The sequence below is a fragment of the Protofrankia sp. CiP1_Cm_nod3 genome, from assembly GCF_982290655.1.
The window spans coordinates 26,769-42,552 of the sequence record NZ_CEVIVD010000033.1 but is presented as its reverse complement, the minus strand read 5'-3'; the positions used below and the strand labels follow the sequence as shown (position 1 = coordinate 42,552).

General features: G+C 68.2%; 16 protein-coding genes and 1 pseudogene. 7 read left to right on the top strand and 10 right to left on the bottom strand.

Features of this window, described 5'->3' with window-relative positions; genetic code table 11:
- Positions 1-123: 123 nt before the first annotated feature.
- The 3 genes from AC5LUJ_RS09300 to AC5LUJ_RS09290 all read right to left on the bottom strand — a co-directional run bounded on the left by AC5LUJ_RS09300 (position 124) and on the right by AC5LUJ_RS09290 (position 2,012).
- Positions 124-858: a toll/interleukin-1 receptor domain-containing protein gene (locus AC5LUJ_RS09300; RefSeq protein WP_250285198.1), complete on the bottom strand. Its 735-nt coding sequence runs from the start codon at positions 856-858 to the stop codon at positions 124-126.
- Positions 859-1,375: 517 nt separating this feature from the next.
- Positions 1,376-1,594: a helix-turn-helix domain-containing protein gene (locus AC5LUJ_RS09295; protein ID WP_235433281.1), complete on the bottom strand. Its 219-nt coding sequence runs from the start codon at positions 1,592-1,594 to the stop codon at positions 1,376-1,378.
- A gap of 106 nt (positions 1,595-1,700) precedes the next feature.
- Positions 1,701-2,012 carry a type II toxin-antitoxin system RelE/ParE family toxin gene (locus AC5LUJ_RS09290; RefSeq protein WP_250285197.1) on the bottom strand — a complete coding sequence of 104 codons (312 nt, stop codon included), beginning with the start codon at positions 2,010-2,012 and terminating at the stop codon, positions 1,701-1,703.
- A 691-nt stretch (positions 2,013-2,703) separates the two neighbouring features.
- Here AC5LUJ_RS09290 and AC5LUJ_RS09285 point away from each other — a divergent pair.
- The 4 genes and pseudogenes from AC5LUJ_RS09285 to AC5LUJ_RS09270 all read left to right on the top strand — a co-directional run.
- A pseudogene (locus tag AC5LUJ_RS09285) lies at positions 2,704-2,955 on the top strand (type II toxin-antitoxin system RelE/ParE family toxin); the annotation flags it as partial.
- A complete protein-coding gene (locus AC5LUJ_RS09280) occupies positions 2,952-3,290 on the top strand; it encodes an XRE family transcriptional regulator (protein ID WP_250285196.1) in 339 nt (112 codons plus the stop codon). The pseudogene AC5LUJ_RS09285 and the gene AC5LUJ_RS09280, both read left to right, overlap by 4 nt.
- Before the next feature lie 93 nt (positions 3,291-3,383).
- Entirely contained in the window at positions 3,384-3,662 is a 279-nt protein-coding gene (locus AC5LUJ_RS09275) for a type II toxin-antitoxin system HicB family antitoxin (protein WP_250285195.1), read from the top strand.
- The gene (locus AC5LUJ_RS09270; RefSeq protein ID WP_250285194.1) at positions 3,659-3,880 is read left to right on the top strand and encodes a type II toxin-antitoxin system HicA family toxin; all 222 of its coding nucleotides are present in this window, start codon (positions 3,659-3,661) and stop codon (positions 3,878-3,880) included. The genes AC5LUJ_RS09275 and AC5LUJ_RS09270 overlap by 4 nt, the downstream gene beginning before the upstream one ends.
- 167 nt (positions 3,881-4,047) lie before the next feature.
- Here AC5LUJ_RS09270 and AC5LUJ_RS09265 read toward each other — a convergent pair whose 3' ends face one another.
- The 7 genes from AC5LUJ_RS09265 to AC5LUJ_RS09235 form a co-directional block, all read right to left on the bottom strand.
- Positions 4,048-4,452 (bottom strand): type II toxin-antitoxin system VapC family toxin, encoded by a 405-nt coding sequence (locus AC5LUJ_RS09265; RefSeq protein ID WP_047221660.1) that lies wholly within the window; start codon positions 4,450-4,452, stop codon positions 4,048-4,050.
- Positions 4,449-4,670 carry a hypothetical protein gene (locus AC5LUJ_RS09260; RefSeq protein WP_047221661.1) on the bottom strand — a complete coding sequence of 74 codons (222 nt, stop codon included), beginning with the start codon at positions 4,668-4,670 and terminating at the stop codon, positions 4,449-4,451. Before AC5LUJ_RS09260 ends, AC5LUJ_RS09265 begins: the two co-directional genes overlap by 4 nt.
- A 480-nt stretch (positions 4,671-5,150) precedes the next feature.
- The gene (locus tag AC5LUJ_RS09255) at positions 5,151-6,272 is read right to left on the bottom strand and encodes an MFS transporter (protein ID WP_250285193.1); all 1,122 of its coding nucleotides are present in this window, start codon (positions 6,270-6,272) and stop codon (positions 5,151-5,153) included.
- 278 nt (positions 6,273-6,550) lie between these two features.
- The gene (locus AC5LUJ_RS09250; protein WP_250290477.1) at positions 6,551-7,477 is read right to left on the bottom strand and encodes a substrate-binding domain-containing protein; all 927 of its coding nucleotides are present in this window, start codon (positions 7,475-7,477) and stop codon (positions 6,551-6,553) included.
- A 207-nt stretch (positions 7,478-7,684) separates the two neighbouring features.
- Positions 7,685-9,496, bottom strand: coding sequence for an alpha/beta fold hydrolase (locus AC5LUJ_RS09245; RefSeq protein WP_250285192.1), 1,812 nt, complete (start codon positions 9,494-9,496; stop codon positions 7,685-7,687).
- Between the two features lie 599 nt (positions 9,497-10,095).
- Complete coding sequence (locus AC5LUJ_RS09240) at positions 10,096-10,293, bottom strand: hypothetical protein (protein ID WP_235433839.1); 198 nt, start codon at positions 10,291-10,293, stop codon at positions 10,096-10,098.
- Between the two features lie 337 nt (positions 10,294-10,630).
- Positions 10,631-11,875: a hypothetical protein gene (locus AC5LUJ_RS09235; protein WP_250285191.1), complete on the bottom strand. Its 1,245-nt coding sequence runs from the start codon at positions 11,873-11,875 to the stop codon at positions 10,631-10,633.
- 72 nt (positions 11,876-11,947) lie between these two features.
- Here AC5LUJ_RS09235 and AC5LUJ_RS09230 point away from each other — a divergent pair, with 72 nt between their 5' ends.
- From AC5LUJ_RS09230 to AC5LUJ_RS09220, 3 genes are all read left to right on the top strand, one after another.
- The gene (locus tag AC5LUJ_RS09230; RefSeq protein ID WP_493464781.1) at positions 11,948-12,709 is read left to right on the top strand and encodes a glycosyltransferase; all 762 of its coding nucleotides are present in this window, start codon (positions 11,948-11,950) and stop codon (positions 12,707-12,709) included.
- 520 nt (positions 12,710-13,229) lie between these two features.
- Positions 13,230-14,093 (top strand): YihY/virulence factor BrkB family protein, encoded by an 864-nt coding sequence (locus AC5LUJ_RS09225; protein ID WP_250285189.1) that lies wholly within the window; start codon positions 13,230-13,232, stop codon positions 14,091-14,093.
- A 30-nt stretch (positions 14,094-14,123) separates the two neighbouring features.
- Positions 14,124-15,784, top strand: a 1,661-nt coding sequence (locus AC5LUJ_RS09220) for an MFS transporter (protein WP_493464780.1), incomplete at its 3' end; no start/stop codon positions are given.

The window sequence follows — 15,784 nt, the reverse complement described above, 5'->3', positions numbered from 1 at the left end:
TTAAGAAGCCGTTCTACTTCCAAAGCGGAATCTAGTGCTTCGTTGAATCTACCCACCTTTACCAGACGGACAGCTTTATTAGTCAATAGCAAAATCTGATCGAATACTCCAATCCGACTCGGCTCACTCACTCAAATCTCCTACATGTATACTGTCACCTTGTTCATTGGGAGAGCGAAAGCGGGTTTCGAGAATTCGGCGCTGAAACTCAATAAGTACGGTTCGATCAATATATTCGCGTACCTCGTAGAGTTCCTTTATGTCCCGCGCCCAGGAGCCATTGAGTAGACCACCTTGGCCAGTGAGATTTGGGTTCTGCGGCCACGGTTCCGACGACACCGTCGGTAACCCACTCGGAAACGACACCGGCCCTGTGATAGCTCGCAGCATCGGTGGGAACGGCGGCGCTGACACCGGCTTGCCCCGCTCGCCCGACACCGCCAGTCCAGCCGCCCGCAGCAACTCCGCTCGCGCCGCCGCCTCGCCGACCCCGAACAGGTCGATCGAGACAATCTGGTTCAATAACTCCGGACGATCACAATCGGTTACCCGAACCGCCAGTAGCTTGCGGGCCTGCCCGGCCGGATCTGCCGCCCACGCTGCCTGCCACTCCGCCGCCCCGTACACCGACCGGGCATAGTCCGCCGACAGCACCGCGATCGTCCGCGCTGCCCGCATCACACCCTCCTGCATCCCCGACACCCAGTTCGACCCCGGCGCGAAATCCCACGCCTGGATTAACACCCGGTAACCCGCATCTTCCAACGTCCAAGCGATCCACTCCGCCCACGCCCGATCCGTCTGGGTGTACGACACGAAGAAGTGCGGATTGCCCCCCGTGTCACCCCCGTCGACCACCCGTCAAGCATGCCATCACCGCCCAACGCGCCAGGAAGTGGCCGACGGGCGCCGGCCATGCCGTTCGTATGTCCGTGGCATCGGTGACAATCGGGTCAGAACGGGGAGCTACGGCGGGTATCGAACCGCCGCGAAGTGGGCCGGAACATGCGAACCCAGGTCGGCAACGGTCACTCACAGGTTTCCCAAGCTCGTAATGTTGATCTCAGCGACACGTGGGGATCTGTCCAGGTGTACCCACTGCTGTACCCAAGCCGGCGGACGTTGGCGGACGAGTACGAACACCGGTGGACGGCGAGCGCAGGTCACGCCGACACGGTGGACGCCCACGGACATCGGCGGACGGTCCGCTTGCTACTCTTAATCTGCGGGTTCGGGGTTCAAGTCCCTGGCGGCGCACCCGTTCTGACCAGCGATTCCGTCATCTGGAGAGGAACCGCTGATCTGCTTCGGGTAGCTGCGCGAGCCTGCTGGCCGGCAGCGATGATGCGGATCCATCGAGTCGTTGGGCACATCCCTAGCCGAGGACGACTCTGCGATCACCGAAGTCGGCGACGATCTCGATCTTTCCGCCAAGAGCTTCCACGTAGGCCCTGATCGTGGACAGTCCTGCGCGGTCGAGCGCACCGCGTTCAAGCTCGGAGACCGACGGCTGCTTGACGTGCATGCGCTCGGCCAGCTCCACTTGAGTCAGGCCCTGCTCCTCGCGGATCTCTCGGAGTCTGAAGGCGCGCACCTCGGCGTCCATACGAGCACGATGCTCCGCGACTCTGTCTTCCCTAGGAGGCCGCTTGGCTCGTGTCTGGTTCCATGTACTTGTCATCGTGTGTGCCTCCTCCCGATCAGCTTCCATGTTCACTACGCAACCACTCGTCGTACCGATCATCGGCGATCTTGATATTTCGGGTGTACCAGCCACTCCAGTCACCGGACTTGTCACCGCCGACGAGCAGTACTGCCCGTCGTTGTGGATCGAACACGAACAGGATGCGTACCTCTCCCGAGCCGGATGATCCCGGGCGTAGCTCTTTCATGTTGTGGTGTCGGGATCTCTTGATGAGGTCGACCAGAGGCCGGCCTAAAGCCGGGCCGTCGTCTGCGAGCTTGTCGATCGCGGCGGCGACCAGGTCGTAGCTACTGTCGTCGAGGCTCAACAGCCACGTCTCGACCTCGTCGAGTAGCCGGACATCCAGCGCACCTCCTAACTATAGGCTCTTGCCTGTATAGGGCAAGGCCTATGAGGTTGGCGACGTCATGTACCCGGTCGTGTACCCGAGCCGGCGCACGTCGACGGACGAGCACGAACACCGGTGGACGGCGAGCGCAGGCCACGCCGACACCACGGACATCTACGGATATCGATGGACGAACCGCTCTTTCCTCTTAATCTGCGGGTTCGGGGTTCAAGTCCCTGGCGGCGCACCCGCCGGCTTGCCATGCTCGCCGATCTTTGATCGGCTTCGCCGAGGGACGTGATGTCTACCCGGGGGACGACCCCCGGACCCCAGGTTTCGCGCTCTGCGCGACTATCATCCACGCGGTATCTCACGAGGGCGCGCAACGTGGGTGCGAATTCCTGCCAGGGGCGCACCGTGTGCCGGGTGAGGCGGCCTGTGTCATCCAGCGGGGAGGGCTACATGGACGAGTCCGAGCTGCCGGCGGCGCTCCGTGATGTCGAACTTGTTGATCCACCTGCCTGGCTCGACACAGTGCTCGTGGAGGCAGCGGGACGCTTGCGGTCGTTCGCGTCGATCGAGGAGTTCGACGCCTACGCCCGGCAGGTCACTGCCGATGACGGAGAGACACTACGTCGCACCGGCATGACAGGTACCACGGGCAGGCCCGACCCTCGGCCGGCCCCTGGTCGACCGGATCAAGGGCTCACGTCGTCACAACATGAAAGAGCTACGGCCTGGCTCGGCAGGCACGAGCGAGATCCGAATCCTGTTCGCCTTCGACCCGGTCCGCCGTGCGGTGCTGCTGGTGGCCGGAGACAAGTCCGGCAACTGGCAGCACTGGTATGAGACCGCGATACCCGCGGCGGACGAACGCTACGACCTTCATCTGACCGAGATCGAGAGGAGGGACTACCGATGACAACGATGAGATGGGACGACGTCAAACACCAGGCTGAGCAGGCACGTGTCGCCGCCGGCCACCCGGTACGGACCGACGCCGACCGTGAGGCCGGGCAGCGCCGTCTCGACGACGAGATCCACGCCTACCGGCTGGCCGAGGTCCGACGCAGCCGCGCCCTGACCCAACGCGAGGTCGCTGAAACCATGAGCGTATCCGGTCCCCGCATCTCCGATGTGGAACGCGGAAAGCTGGATGTGGTGTCGGTGTCGGTCCTGCGCGCCTACGTCGAGGCTCTCGGCGGACGGTTGAAGCTCACCGCCGAGTTCGGCGACTCGAGCTACATCGTCGCCTGACATCAGCTCCGTCAACCGCCACCGAACACAGCGGCAGGAAAGCCAGCCCGGACCTGGACCGGTAGACAGCGGCGGACAGGGAGCTCTGCCGGAATGATCGTTCTGGCGGATCGACGTCACGTGGCGCTGTACGCTCGTTGCGTGGCTGAGACGAGACTGCTCACAGCGGTACTGACGCCAGACCTGGACGGTGGGTATGTCGTCCAGATTGTGGAGCTGCCGGGCGTGATCAGCCAGGGCGACACCGTGGAGGAGGCACTGGCGAACATTCGCGAAGCCGCCGAGCTCTACCTCGAAGACGCGACGCCAGCGGATCGAGCCGCACTTGACGTCCACCCTCTGACCACCGCGGTGCAGGTGCGTGTGGCTTGAGCGGCCTTCCTGTCCTGTCCGGCGCGCGACTGGTCAAGGCGCTCGAGCACGCCGGGTTCACGCAGGTCCGGAGCAGGGGAAGCCACGTTGTGATGCGCAACCTGGACAACGGGCGCGGGGTGACCGTGCCGCTCCACAGCACAATCAAGCGTGGCACGCTCGCAGCGGTTCTCCGCCAGGCGGGACTGCGTCCTGACGAACTCGACGCACTCCTGTAGCAGGCACCCAGCGCAGGCGGTACCGGGTGGCCGGCGGCGACACGTGCCTGCTTGGCCTGGCGTTTGACGTCGTCCCATCTCATCGTTGTCATCGGTAGTCCCTCCTCTCGATCCCGATCAGGTGAAGGTCGTAGCGTTCGTTCGCTGAGAAGGGGAGGGGCTCGCGGCTACGGTAGGAGCGTGACGGGGCTTCTGGGGCGCACGACGGAGAAGTGCCGTCGATCAAGGGTTGCTATGGCATCTGTTCCAAGTCTTTCAGCGATCGCGATGACAGCGGCGTCAACCGAGCCGAGAGGGAAGTCCGCGTATTTCTCGATCAGTTCAACAATCCGATCGATGTCCGTCTTTGCCAGCGGGATCAGGGTGATCTGTCCGGTACCGATAGAGCGCAGGAACGCGGCTTCGGCATGGGTACCCTTCTCCCGCTCCAGCAGGTAACAGACCTCGGTGAGCACGGGGTAGGGAACGAGTAACGGGCGGGGCGTACGTCGCATGAGCGCGACGCACCGGGCGTGATCTTTGTCGTCGGCGTCGATGGCGGCGACGAGTGGGCCGGTGTCCCAGATGATCACTCGGGTTCGCGTCCCATCTCCGCACGCAGGATCTCGCCGGAGCGGGCCGCGAGGTCGCCCTTGCCGCTGGACAGCGCGCCCACGAAGTCTGGCAGCGGCCACTCGTCGCCGCCGTCCTCGGTCGGAGTGCTCTCGCGCACGAGAGCCAGGATCGGCGCCACCTGCGATTCAGGCAGCCGGTCAATCAATCTATGCAGCTCGTCCCGCAAGATGCTCACAGATCACAGGATACGGCCGCGGGCAGCGGCCGACTCGCCAGATCCACTGGCGTACGACCTTGTGGCCCTGTCAGGGTGGGCATCTCCTGTCTCATCCCATCTTGCGATCTTGGTGGGTAGAACGATCTGGGCGAGCGTGCTCCTGCCGACCTGCCGACCTGCCGCGCGCCGCCGACGACCACCCGGATGTCTCCAAGCGCCGCCGACACAAGGTCCGTGGCATGCCTCGGGAAGAGGTCAGGACTCGGCTGCCCGACTGCCATCCCGCCCTCCTCCGGCCGGCCCAAACACATGCCCGCGGTCAGTTTGAAGCCATGGTCACGGTCGTTCCGCGAGCATGATCGCGGTCGTTCCGCGGGCATGGCCGTGACCGGTCTGACGTCCCGGCGTTTCCGGAGCGGCCCTGCCACGGCGGAGCCGGGTGGGGCTCGGAGGGGCTTGCGTGGTTCCGGCGAGGTGAGGGGCCGTGTATGGCGGGCATCAGGCTGTTTTTCTGGCGCTCGGCGCCACTGTCACCGACAGGAGAAGGGCGAGCGTGAGCACCATCCAGGCCGCGAGATAGCTGAAGGCGAGGGTGGGCGAGGCGAGGGTGTACAGGAGGCCGGCGACGACGTTCGCGGCGAGGTTCCCGACCGCTTGGACGGTGGCGAGCAGCCCGAACGCCGATCCTCGGATCTCGTCGGGCGCGAGGGCCGCGACGGCCGCGTGTTCGGCGGTCTCCGCGCAGCCGATCCCGATTCCGGCGAGCACGAAGGCCACGCCGAGCAGCCAGATCACCGGTCCGGCGACCGCGAACAGCAGGTAGGAGACCAGGAACGTCGCTACTCCGACGGCGGTGACCAGGAGCGGGCCGTGACGGCCGATCCGGTCGGACAGCCCGCCCGCGGGAAAGGACGCGGCCGTTGCGGCGATGTTGTAGGCGATGTACAGCGCGATCCCGATCCGGGTGGCCGCGTCCGTGCCGTGGCCGGCGGCCAGGAGATCGGTGGCGCGCAGGATCAGCAGGGTGCCCGCCACGTTGCCGACCTCGAAGGCGGTGAACCCCGCCAGCACTCGGCCGAGCTGCCCGCGCAGCACCGGCCGGATCTGGAACCGCAACCGGCGCCGCTCGGTGGCCCGTGGCAGCTTTGCCTGCCGGATCGCGTAGACGATCGCGAGCGCCGCCAGCAGACCGGGAACGAGCGAGATCAGCATGGCGGTGCGCACGCTGACCAGCGACACCAGGCCGAGCGCCAGCAAGGGGCCGATGATCGCGCCGAGGTTGTCCATGGTCCGTTCAAACCCGTAGGCTCGGCCGTAGGCGACGGCGGGCACCACGTCGGCGAGCAGCGCGTTGCGGGCCGGTACCCGCAGTCCGCGGGCCGCCCAGGCGCCAGCCCGCAACATCCCCGCCTGGGCTACGGAGGTGGTCGCCCCGATCAGTGCGGAGAACACCGCCGTGGTGGTGTAGCCGCCGACCGCGACCGCGCGCCGCCGGCCGGGATCGTCCGCCAGCGCGCCGCCGACGAACCTGCCCGCCCCGGCCAGCCCTTCCGACACTCCTTCGATCGCGCCCAGTGCCGCGGCCGGCGCGCCCAGGGTCGTGGTGACAAAGCTCGCCATCAGCGAGGTCGGCACCTCATGCCCGACATCGGCGAGGAAGCTCGCCGTCCCAATCCCTCCGACACCTGGTGTCAGCCACGGCCGCCGCCCCGAGGCGATAGATGTCTCGGCAGGGGTTTCGGCTGGCGCTGTACTGGTCTCAGTATTCACAGGTGGGATCAGACAACACGCGGTCCCGCAGATGCAGACTGTTTTTCCTGGCGGGTCCCCTATATACTGATCATTAGTTTCGGTCTGTGCTACTACTGAGCGAACCAGCAATCGCAAGGATTACCGGCTCAGCGATTGGCCGAGACCAGCGGCCGGACGGTGGCAGTGTGCTGAAGGTCATAGCCATCCAGATCTGCGACAGATCGCTGGAACAGCGGATCCCGAAGTGTGGCGATCAGCGGTCGGACCGCCCCCAACGCGCCATGGCCAAGAGCGATCTCGTAGGGCTCCCACAGCAGCGGGACGAAGTCGAGCCCCAGATCCGCCAGCCCGGCCCGCACCCCCAGACCGACATCGGCGATACCCGTGGCAACGGCAAACGCGATCTCCATATGCGAATGCAGTTCGGGCCCGGCAATCTCGTGCGGCGCGACCCCGTCGGTGAGTAGAAGCTGTTCGAGCAGCAGCCGAGTACCCGCGCCCAACTCACGCCTGGCCACCCGCAGACCACCGAGCTGGGCGGCGGACGCCAGGCCCCGTGGGTTGCCCGCCGGGACGATCAGCCCCTGCTCACGCCGCCACAGATGCAGAAGACGCGGCTTGTCGCGACCCAGCACCGCCCGCGCGAACGCCTCGTTGTACACGCCATCCCGATGGCGCAGGTGGATCACCGCGCCATCGGCCTCGCCACGCGCGACCGCTCGCAGCCCCTGGAAACTCCCCCGCGCCCCTACCGGCACGACCGCCGCGCCGAGCCGGTCAAGCAGGACACCCAGCGCCGGGTCATCGCTGCCCGCCAGCCGGAACACCCTCTCTGGCTCCAATAGGCGCGCCGCGGCGATCGCACCCTCACCGGCGACCCGCGCCCGCCGCCGGTCCGCCATGGTGATCACTCCGGCATCCGCCAGATAGCGGTAGGCCCGCACCACCGTCGACGACGTCGTTCCCAGAGTCCGGGCGTACTCCCGCACGCCGGGCAACTCCTCACCCGCCGCCAACTCCCCGGACCGCACACGACGAGCTAAATCATCAGCAATCTGCATATAAAGGGCCATGGCTACCAACTATATGATCATTTAGCCGTCCGAGGCGCCGGCACCGGCGCACGACGGAAAAGTGTCGATCAAGGGTTGCTATGGCATCTGTTCCAAGTCTTTCAGCGATCGCGATGACAGCGGGCGTCAACCGAGCCGCTGCGATTCGGGCAGCCGGTCGATCAGTCTGTGCGACTCGTCCAGGTAGGGGCCCGCGGTGCTGCTGGGTCAGCCCAGGGGCAACGTCAGGTATGCGGGACTGTCGTCGGGCGAGCTGATCGTCGTGGTGCTGCCGTCGACGCTCGCGTCCGAGTAGAGCGGGTCCTTGCTGGTGACGGCCAGTATCAGCCGGTGGCCCGGGGCCAGGTCGTAGCCGGCGGCCTGCAGCCTCCAGATGATGTAGCGGTCCTGCCCGGGAGCCAGGTCGGTGAGTGTGTAGGGCTCGTGCGTGATGATGCGGGCCGTGTTGTCAGAGCTGACGTCGAACAGGTAGGCCACCAGGGTCGTGGACCGGGCCGAGCTGCGCACGGTCAGTGCGAGCTCGGGGATGCCTCGGATCCGGCGGGCCGCGTTGCCGTGGCTGTCTGCCGTGATCGGAGCGCTGGCCCAGACCGCGAGGTTCTGGCGGTCGAACTTGTCCGTGTTGTAGCTCTTCGGGTTGCCATTCCACTCGGCCTGGCCGGTCGTGATGATGGCGTCCACCGCGGTGGCCTCGGTCAGCTGCCCGGCGGTGAACTCCCGCGTCCAGCCCGTTTCCGGAGCGGTGCGCAGACCGCCGTCACGGCTGCCCGGCTCGGTGGCGGTCAGGTACCACCGCTCGGCGGAGGTGGTGACATCGTCCCAGGACGCCCTGGGCTCGCGGGTGGCCGGTTCGGTGATGATGTCCTTCCCGGTCTGCGGATCGGTGCTGGTCCGGTAGGTGAACATGATCTGGCTGTTGACCGGGGACCAGCCGGGTACGTCGTTGGCGAGCCCGCCCACATAGTGGTCCAGCCAGGCGAATGCCTCGTCGACCGGCAGGTTCGGCCCGCTGAACGGGATGGTCAGGCCGGCGCCCTCGGGTGCGGCGTGGTCGCCGATCCACAGGTTCAGCCGCTTCGGCACGGTCAGCCGGTCGAAGTGCTCGACGACCTGGTTGCCCGGGAACAGCGTCTCGTGCCAGGTGTGGGAGAAAAACGTGGGAATGCCGCGGGCATTGGTCTGCTCGACATACGACGACGGTGCCCGCTCCGTGCCCCACGCCACCACGTCGTCGAGGTTCTGGCCGGCCTGGAAATCCGCCAGGATCTGCTGGGTGGCAGCGTCGAACTTCTGCTCGACCGGGCCGCCGGTGAAGTTGATCAGGGCGGTCACCGCCGCCAGATGCCGGGTGTCGTGCTGGTAGAGACTCGCGGCCAGGTCGCCCCAGGTGCTCAGGGCCACGACCGCGTCCACGCGCCCCGCCGGATCGTGCGCCGCGACCAGCTGGCTGATACCCGAACCGTACGATTCGCCCAGGAAGGCGATTCGGCTCGGGTCGAAGTACTGCTGGGCGTAGTCGATGACGGTTGAGCCATCGGCCCAGTCCGCGGGCCCGGCCACATCGATCGTGCCCTCGGAGGTGAACGGGCTGCCGGTGAAGCCGATTCCACGCGGGGTGTAGGCCAGCACGTGGTAGCCGCGCAGCGCCAGCTGGAGGTACGCGTACTCGAACAGGGCCCAGCCGAAGGGCGTCCAGCCCGAGGGCACGATCACCACGGGTCGGGGTTCCGAGGTCCTGAGCCTGATCGTGTGCGCCGACAGCCGTGCTCCGTCGGTGGCGGTGATCCGGGGAAAGTCGACGCTCGCCGCCTGCCGCACCTGCTCCGTCAGCTTCTGGAGGTCGGGGGTCAGCAGCGCCTTCTCGGCCGTGCCGCTCAGCGTGGCGATCAGCGCCTGTGCGACGTTGACGGCGGCCGGGTCGAGAGAGGTGGCCGAGGTATAGATGCCGCTTTCGGCGATCCGGCTCAACTGTGCCGCGGTGACCGCGTTGATCGTGCCGTCTTCCTGCGGGTGGCTCACGAAGCCCGTCCTCTCACTGTCGCCGACCGAGCATGTGGGACGGCCGGCACGTGCTGTCCGCCGGGGATCCCGGCATTTTCATGGTCTTTTTCTTCGTCGCGGCAAAGCGGATAGGACGCGCGGAAGCGCATAAACCGCTCGGATACGAGCCGGGCGCTCCCTGAGCGCCACATGGCCAGGGGTCATCCCTGAAGCAGGAGAAGGCTCATGTCTTCGGATAAGCGGACTCCGCTCAGGGTTTGCGCACAAGCGGTCAAACCAGTCAGTTCCCAGATGAGGTGTCCGTGGAGCCGGCTTTCGTTTCGAGGTTCTTGCCGGTCCTCGGGGCCAACGTGTACCGGCGGCCGGTATCGAGGACGCCGCCATCCTTCCGCGCGATGACGCTATCACGCAGCGTAGGCGTCGGTGGTTGCCGCGATGGCGCAACAGGCGGTCGACACGGTAGAGGTGGCGCGCAAGGCGCCAGGTCACGATCACACGCACGGCGAAGCATGCCGCAGGACCCGGCCCCAGCCAGGCTCATGGATCGAATGGATGCCCGTTCCGCGGCGGTTTTTCCTCCGGCGAGCTGAAGGCGCCGGCTGTGGTGTTTGGGGCGCTCACTCACCCAGGAGCCCCTGATCGACGACACCGTCGAGGTCGGCGAAGAACCGGTCGGAGTCGAGTGGCGCCTCGTGCGCGAACATCGCGAGCACCTGTGCCGCCGGGACGAAGGTCCGGCGTCGGAGCGGGACCAGTTCCGCGATGTCCGTGGCATGTCTCGGGAAAAGGCCAGCAGCCGGCAGCCCGGCTGTCATCCCACCCTCCTCCGGTCGGCCACACGCATGGTCATGGTCAGTTTAACGCCATGATCACGATCGTTCCGCGACCATGATCGCGGTCGGTTTGAAGTCATGGTCACGGTCGTTCCGCGAACATGGTCACGGTCGTTTCGCGGGCATGACCGCGACGGGTCTGACGTTCCGGCGTTTCCGGGGCGGCCCTGTCACGGCGGAGCCGGGTGGGCCGGAGCGCTCCGGCCCAAGCTGGCGGTCCCCGAGGCCGAAGGATGTGAGTCCAGTGCTGTCCAGCAGCACTAAAACTCACATCCTTCGATGTCCGCCGACCCGATTTGGCGAAAGCGGCAGACGGCTTCTAACGCTGGGTGCCGCCGGGGTCGGGTGGGGTGGTGCGGGGGCCGGGGTGGTGACGGCCGGTGATGATCCAGGTGCCGGCGACTGTCAGGAGGGCGAACAGCAGGAGGCCGGCGCCGAGGAGGACGAGGAGGAACGCGCGGTCGCGCAGGGGCAGGGTGCCGGTGAGGGTGATCTGGAGTGAGCCGACGGCGAACGCGATGGCCGCGGTGAAGACGGTGACGAGTTCGACGGCGCGGATGGCGGAGGTCTGGAGGGTCCGGCGGAGGTCCCGGTTGGCGGTGTCCTGGTCGAGCCAGCGGGTCTGCTGGTCGCTGGTCCAGGCGGCGCGGTCGAGCCCTTCCAGGATCGTCGCCCGCTCCCGCAGGTACTGTCCCTGGAGCAGTTCGTGGCTGATCCTGGCGCCGATCGCGGGCAGGAGCCGCAGCGCGGTGTCGATGGTGGCCAGCGCGTCGGTGTAGTCGCCGCACATGCGTTGTCCGCTGGCGAGGCGGAACCGGAAGAGGTGGTCGTCGGGGTACTCCGCGACGGCCTCGGCGGCGTGCCGGCGCAGCTGTTCGCCCTGGCCGGGGAACGGCGGGGCGGCCCACAGGGCGTTGAGGCAGACGTCGACGACGGCGCGGGAGCGGGGCGCCGCGCTCCAGGCGGTGTCGAGGAGCTCGAGCGCGTGACTGGTGGTGATGGTGCGGCTGCCGAAGGCGGCGAACGCGCGTAGACCCGTGAACAGCGGGTCGTCGCGGTGCTGGCCGGCGGCGACGGCGAGCAGGGAGGACTCGAGGAACTGGTGGAGTTCGTCGAACCAGAAGTTCGCGCGCAGCTTGCCGGCGTGGTAAAGCGTGGCGAAGTAACAGATGTCGGTGGAGCCCTGGAAGGTCTCGACGATCCGGCCGGTGGCGAGGGTGAGGTCGTGGCGGGACTCGACGGTGTCCTTGGTGATGAAGGCGTAGCCCAGCGACCACTTCTCGATGATGTCCGGGCGGACGGGCGGGTCGGTGTGGTCGTGTAGCCAGCGGGCGCAGCGGGCCGCGACCTCGACGGTGGGCTGGTGGAGCAGCCGGCGGCGCCAGTACCGGTCGGCGCAGATCAGCCAGGGGTCGGTGGCGAAGTCCGCCGACGGGACGCGGAAGGGGGGCTCGACGTCCGCGTCGATCAGTTCGGCGGCGACCTCCTCGCAGACCCGGTCCAGCTCGCGGGAGTCGGCCGAGGCCACCCGACCGAGTCGCGTGTTGATCGATGCGACGTCCATGTGCCCCCTCCGCTGGATCTCATCGGCATATCTATCACACGAATTCGGCTCGGACTGATACATATTGCGAACATGTGGGTGGATGTGGTCACCGCGGCACACGCCGAGTACGCCGGATACCTGCCGGCGGCGTGGGACTCGCTGCACCGCCAGCACCATCCCCACTGGACGTGGCGGGTCCAGGTCGACGGGCCTCCCGGGGAGGTTCTCGACGCGCTGGCCGCCTGCGGAGCGGCGGACGACGGCCGGGTCCGGATCGCCGCGCACGGCACCGAGGAAGGCCCCGCGGTCACCCGCAACATCGCCCTCGGCTCGTGCACCGCGCCGCTGGTGCAGAACCTCGACGCCGATGACGAGCTCGAACCCGGCGCGCTCGCCGCCCTCAGCGGCGCGCTCGCCACCCACGCCCACGCCGGCTACGCGGTCGGCCACGCCCGCGACCTGCACGCTGACGGGACCCTGCGCACCATGCCGCTGGCCGTGCCCGCCGGACCGCTGGCACGCGGAGCGCTCGCCGTCGCCTGGGCGTCCGCCCTGCCCGACCGCACGCTGCCACCCGTACATCCGGCAGGGGTGATGTGGCGGCGGAACCTGCTTCTCGCCGTCGGGGGATGGGCCGCGCTGCGCGGCGTCGAGGACACCGCGACCCTGATCGCCGGCTCCGCGCTCGCCACCGGCGTTCTGCTCGACGTCCCGACGTTGCGTTACCGCCGCCACGACGCCCAGCGTTCCCGCCGGAACAGCGACTTCTCGGGGGGGGGGTCTCAGTATTTGCTTATTTGGCAGCGGGCCTCCCTGCTCGCGGCCGGACCTCCCTGGGAGGACTGGGGCTGAGGGTTTCACCCCGGCGTCCGGGTCCACCGCCAGCTTCGGCCCGCGCCACGCGCACCGCCTCCCGTCCTCGTCCATGACGGGTCAACCCGGTTGAGACCGACGAATTTTGCGGTCGGCGGCCAAACCGTGACAGCGACACCCGTGTGCCGTGCCGGGAATCGGGTGCCTTTGCCGCGAGGAGCACCTTCCGCTGCTTTCGGATGCGCCGGAGGTGCGAGGACGCCCACGTGCCGAGATGCTGAGGTGCACGGCCCGGCCGGCCGGTTGGTCGGCCGGTCGGCCGGTCGGTTGGTCGGTTGGCGGACGATCGCGGCGGCTGCCGGCGGTGGGGACGCGCGGTCTGGAGGGGGTCATGCCCAGGAGCCGACGCGCGCGCGGTGCGGGGCGTACCCCTCGGCCATCCGAAGGCGCCCCTCGGCCGTCCGGCGGTGCCGGCGGTACCGGCGGAGCCAGCGGAGCCAGCGGCGTCCGTGGCGCCGGCGGTGCCGCCGCGGACCGGGTGCGGCGGCTGTCCGGGCGGATGGCGACGGCTGTCCGGCGCGTCCGGGCGCGGCTGCGGGGCGGCGCGGCGGAGGATCTGGCGTCCAGGCTGCGTCAGGGTGATCTGATCAACGGCGCGATGAACCTCGCCGCGCTCATTCTGATGATGTTCTTCCCGTTCATCATCGCGCTGGCCGCGTTGTCACCGCTGCGCTCCGGGGGCGCGGCAGAAGTGATCATCAGGCGGATGGGTCTGAATCAGGAGGCCGCGCAGGCCGTCGAACGGCTTTTCGCGCCACAGGACGGGACGGTCCGCAACGGCTGGTCGGTACTGGGCGCGCTCTGGCTGATTCTCGGCGGCCTGAGCCTGGCCACGACCGTACAGTCCGTCTACGTCAGGGTTTTCGGGCTCCGGCCGCTCGGGCTTCGCGGCGTCCCGGCCCAGGTCGGCTGGCTCGGCGGGCTCATTGTCTTTCTCGCCGGCACCACCGCCGCCGGGGCGCTGCTCACCGGCACCATTCCCGGTCAGATCGGCTACGGCCTGCTCAACACCGCGGGGCTGTTGTTCTTTGTCTGGGCCGGTGTCAGAGTGCTCACTCTCGGCCGGCTCGGGTGGCGCGAGGCCTGGCCGGCCGCTGCGTTCACGACGGTCGGCCTGACCGGCCTGGGCGTGGTGAGCAGGCTGACCTTTTCCGCGTCCATCGTCTCGAACGAGCGGAACTACGGGAGCATCGGCGTCGTTTTCACGATTCTTTCCTGGCTGATCGGTTTTGGCGTTGTTCTCACCGGAGGGGCGATCGTCGGAATGTGGCACAACGAGACGCGGAAACCGGCCACCCACCGCACGGCCAGAACGCGTGCCAAACGGGGTACCGGCCGCGGCGGCCGGAACCGGGAGCCCTGACATGACCGGACGTCAGGGCGGGCGCGGACGATGACGCGCCGCCGGACCGCCGGGAACCGGCTCCCCGAGGCCGGGCCGGGGGCCGTCGCGGCCGGCCGGGCCGTTCTCCCCACGCTGGCGGCGGCGCAGTTCCTCATGACCCTGGACAGCTCGGTCATGAACGTGTCGATCGCCACCGTGGCCGCGGACGTCGGTACCACGGTGACCGGAATCCAGACCGCCATCACCTTCTACACCCTGGTGATGGCCGCATTCATGATCACCGGAGGCAGGCTGGGGCAGATCCTCGGGCATCGGCGCGTGTTCACCCTCGGCTGTGTCGTCTACGGCTGCGGGTCGCTGACGACATCCGTCGCCGGGAACCTCGCCGTCCTCATGTTCGGCTGGTCGTTCCTCGAAGGGGTCGGCGCTGCGCTGATCATGCCCGCGGTCGTCGCCCTCGTCGCGTCGAACTTCCCGCCCGGGCAGCGGCCGCGCGCCTACGGGCTGGTCGCCGCCGCCGGCGCGATCGCGGTCGCGGCGGGCCCGCTCGTCGGCGGCCTGTTCACCACCTATCTGTCCTGGCGCTGGGTTTTCGCCGGCGAGGTCCTCGTGGTGGGCGTCATCCTGTGGCTGACCCGGGGGATGGCGGCTACGCCTGCGACGACGACGACGACGGCGGCGGGCGGGCGTCTCGATCTTGTGGGCGCCGCGCTGTCCGCGACCGGCCTGGCTCTTGTCGTGTACGGCGTCCTGCGGTCGGGGAGCTGGGGGCTGGTCCGGCCGGCGCCCGGCGCACCCGTCTGGCTGGGCCTCTCGCCCGTGATCTGGCTGATCCTCGCCGGCGGGGCCATCCTGTGGCTCTTCGTCCGGTGGCAGGAGCACCGGCTCGCCCGGCACGCCGTCGCGCTGCTCGACCCGGCGCTGCTGCGTGACCGGACGCTGCGGGCCGGGCTCACCTCGTTCTTCTTCCAGTACCTGCTCCAGGCGGGTCTCTTCTTCGTGGTGCCGCTGTACCTGTCGGTGGCACTCGGGCTCTCGGCGGTCGCGACCGGCGTCCGCCTGCTGCCGTTGTCCGTCGCCCTGCTGGTGGCCGCCGTCGGCATCCCCCGGGCCTTCCCGCGGGCCTCGCCCCGGCGCGTCGTCCGGAGCGGTTTCCTTGCCCTGTTCGCCGGTATAACGATCATGATTGCCGCGCTCGACGTCGGTGCTGGGCCGGAGATCGTTACGTGGCCGATGCTGCTCGCGGGCCTCGGGGTGGGCGCGCTCGCGTCGCAGCTCGGCAGCGTCACCGTGTCCGCGGTCGCCGACGAGCGCAGCGGCGAGGTCGGCGGGGTGCAGAACACGGTGACGAACCTGGGCGCCTCGATCGGCACCGCGGCGGCCGGCGCGGTGCTCGTCTCCGCGCTGACCACGTCGTTCCTCACCGGCGTCCAGCAGGATCCCGCCGTGCCGGCGGACCTGGCCACGCATGCCGAGGTGCGGCTGTCCGAAGGCGCACCCTTCCTGTCCGACCAGGACCTGAAGACCCGTCTCGACGAGGCCGGCGTTCCGCCGGACACCGCCGAGGCAATCACCACCGACAACGCGGACGCCCGCATCGCCGGCCTGCGCGCCTCCCTGTCGCTACTCGCCGTAATCGCCCTGGCTGCCCTGTTCCTCACCCGCCGCATCCCGTCCCGACAACCGGCCCCGACGCCACCACCGGCCGG

Coding starts and splice junctions, on each gene's coding strand:
- AC5LUJ_RS09235 (WP_250285191.1), bottom strand. CDS start 11,875: ATGGACGTCGCATCGATCAACACGCGACTCGGTCGGGTGGCCTCGGCC.
- AC5LUJ_RS09230 (WP_493464781.1), top strand. CDS start 11,948: ATGTGGGTGGATGTGGTCACCGCGGCACACGCCGAGTACGCCGGATAC.
- AC5LUJ_RS09240 (WP_235433839.1), bottom strand. CDS start 10,293: ATGACAGCCGGGCTGCCGGCTGCTGGCCTTTTCCCGAGACATGCCACG.
- AC5LUJ_RS09255 (WP_250285193.1), bottom strand. CDS start 6,272: ATGGCGAGCTTTGTCACCACGACCCTGGGCGCGCCGGCCGCGGCACTG.
- AC5LUJ_RS09280 (WP_250285196.1), top strand. CDS start 2,952: ATGACAACGATGAGATGGGACGACGTCAAACACCAGGCTGAGCAGGCA.
- AC5LUJ_RS09275 (WP_250285195.1), top strand. CDS start 3,384: ATGATCGTTCTGGCGGATCGACGTCACGTGGCGCTGTACGCTCGTTGC.
- AC5LUJ_RS09250 (WP_250290477.1), bottom strand. CDS start 7,477: ATGGCCCTTTATATGCAGATTGCTGATGATTTAGCTCGTCGTGTGCGG.
- AC5LUJ_RS09225 (WP_250285189.1), top strand. CDS start 13,230: ATGGCGACGGCTGTCCGGCGCGTCCGGGCGCGGCTGCGGGGCGGCGCG.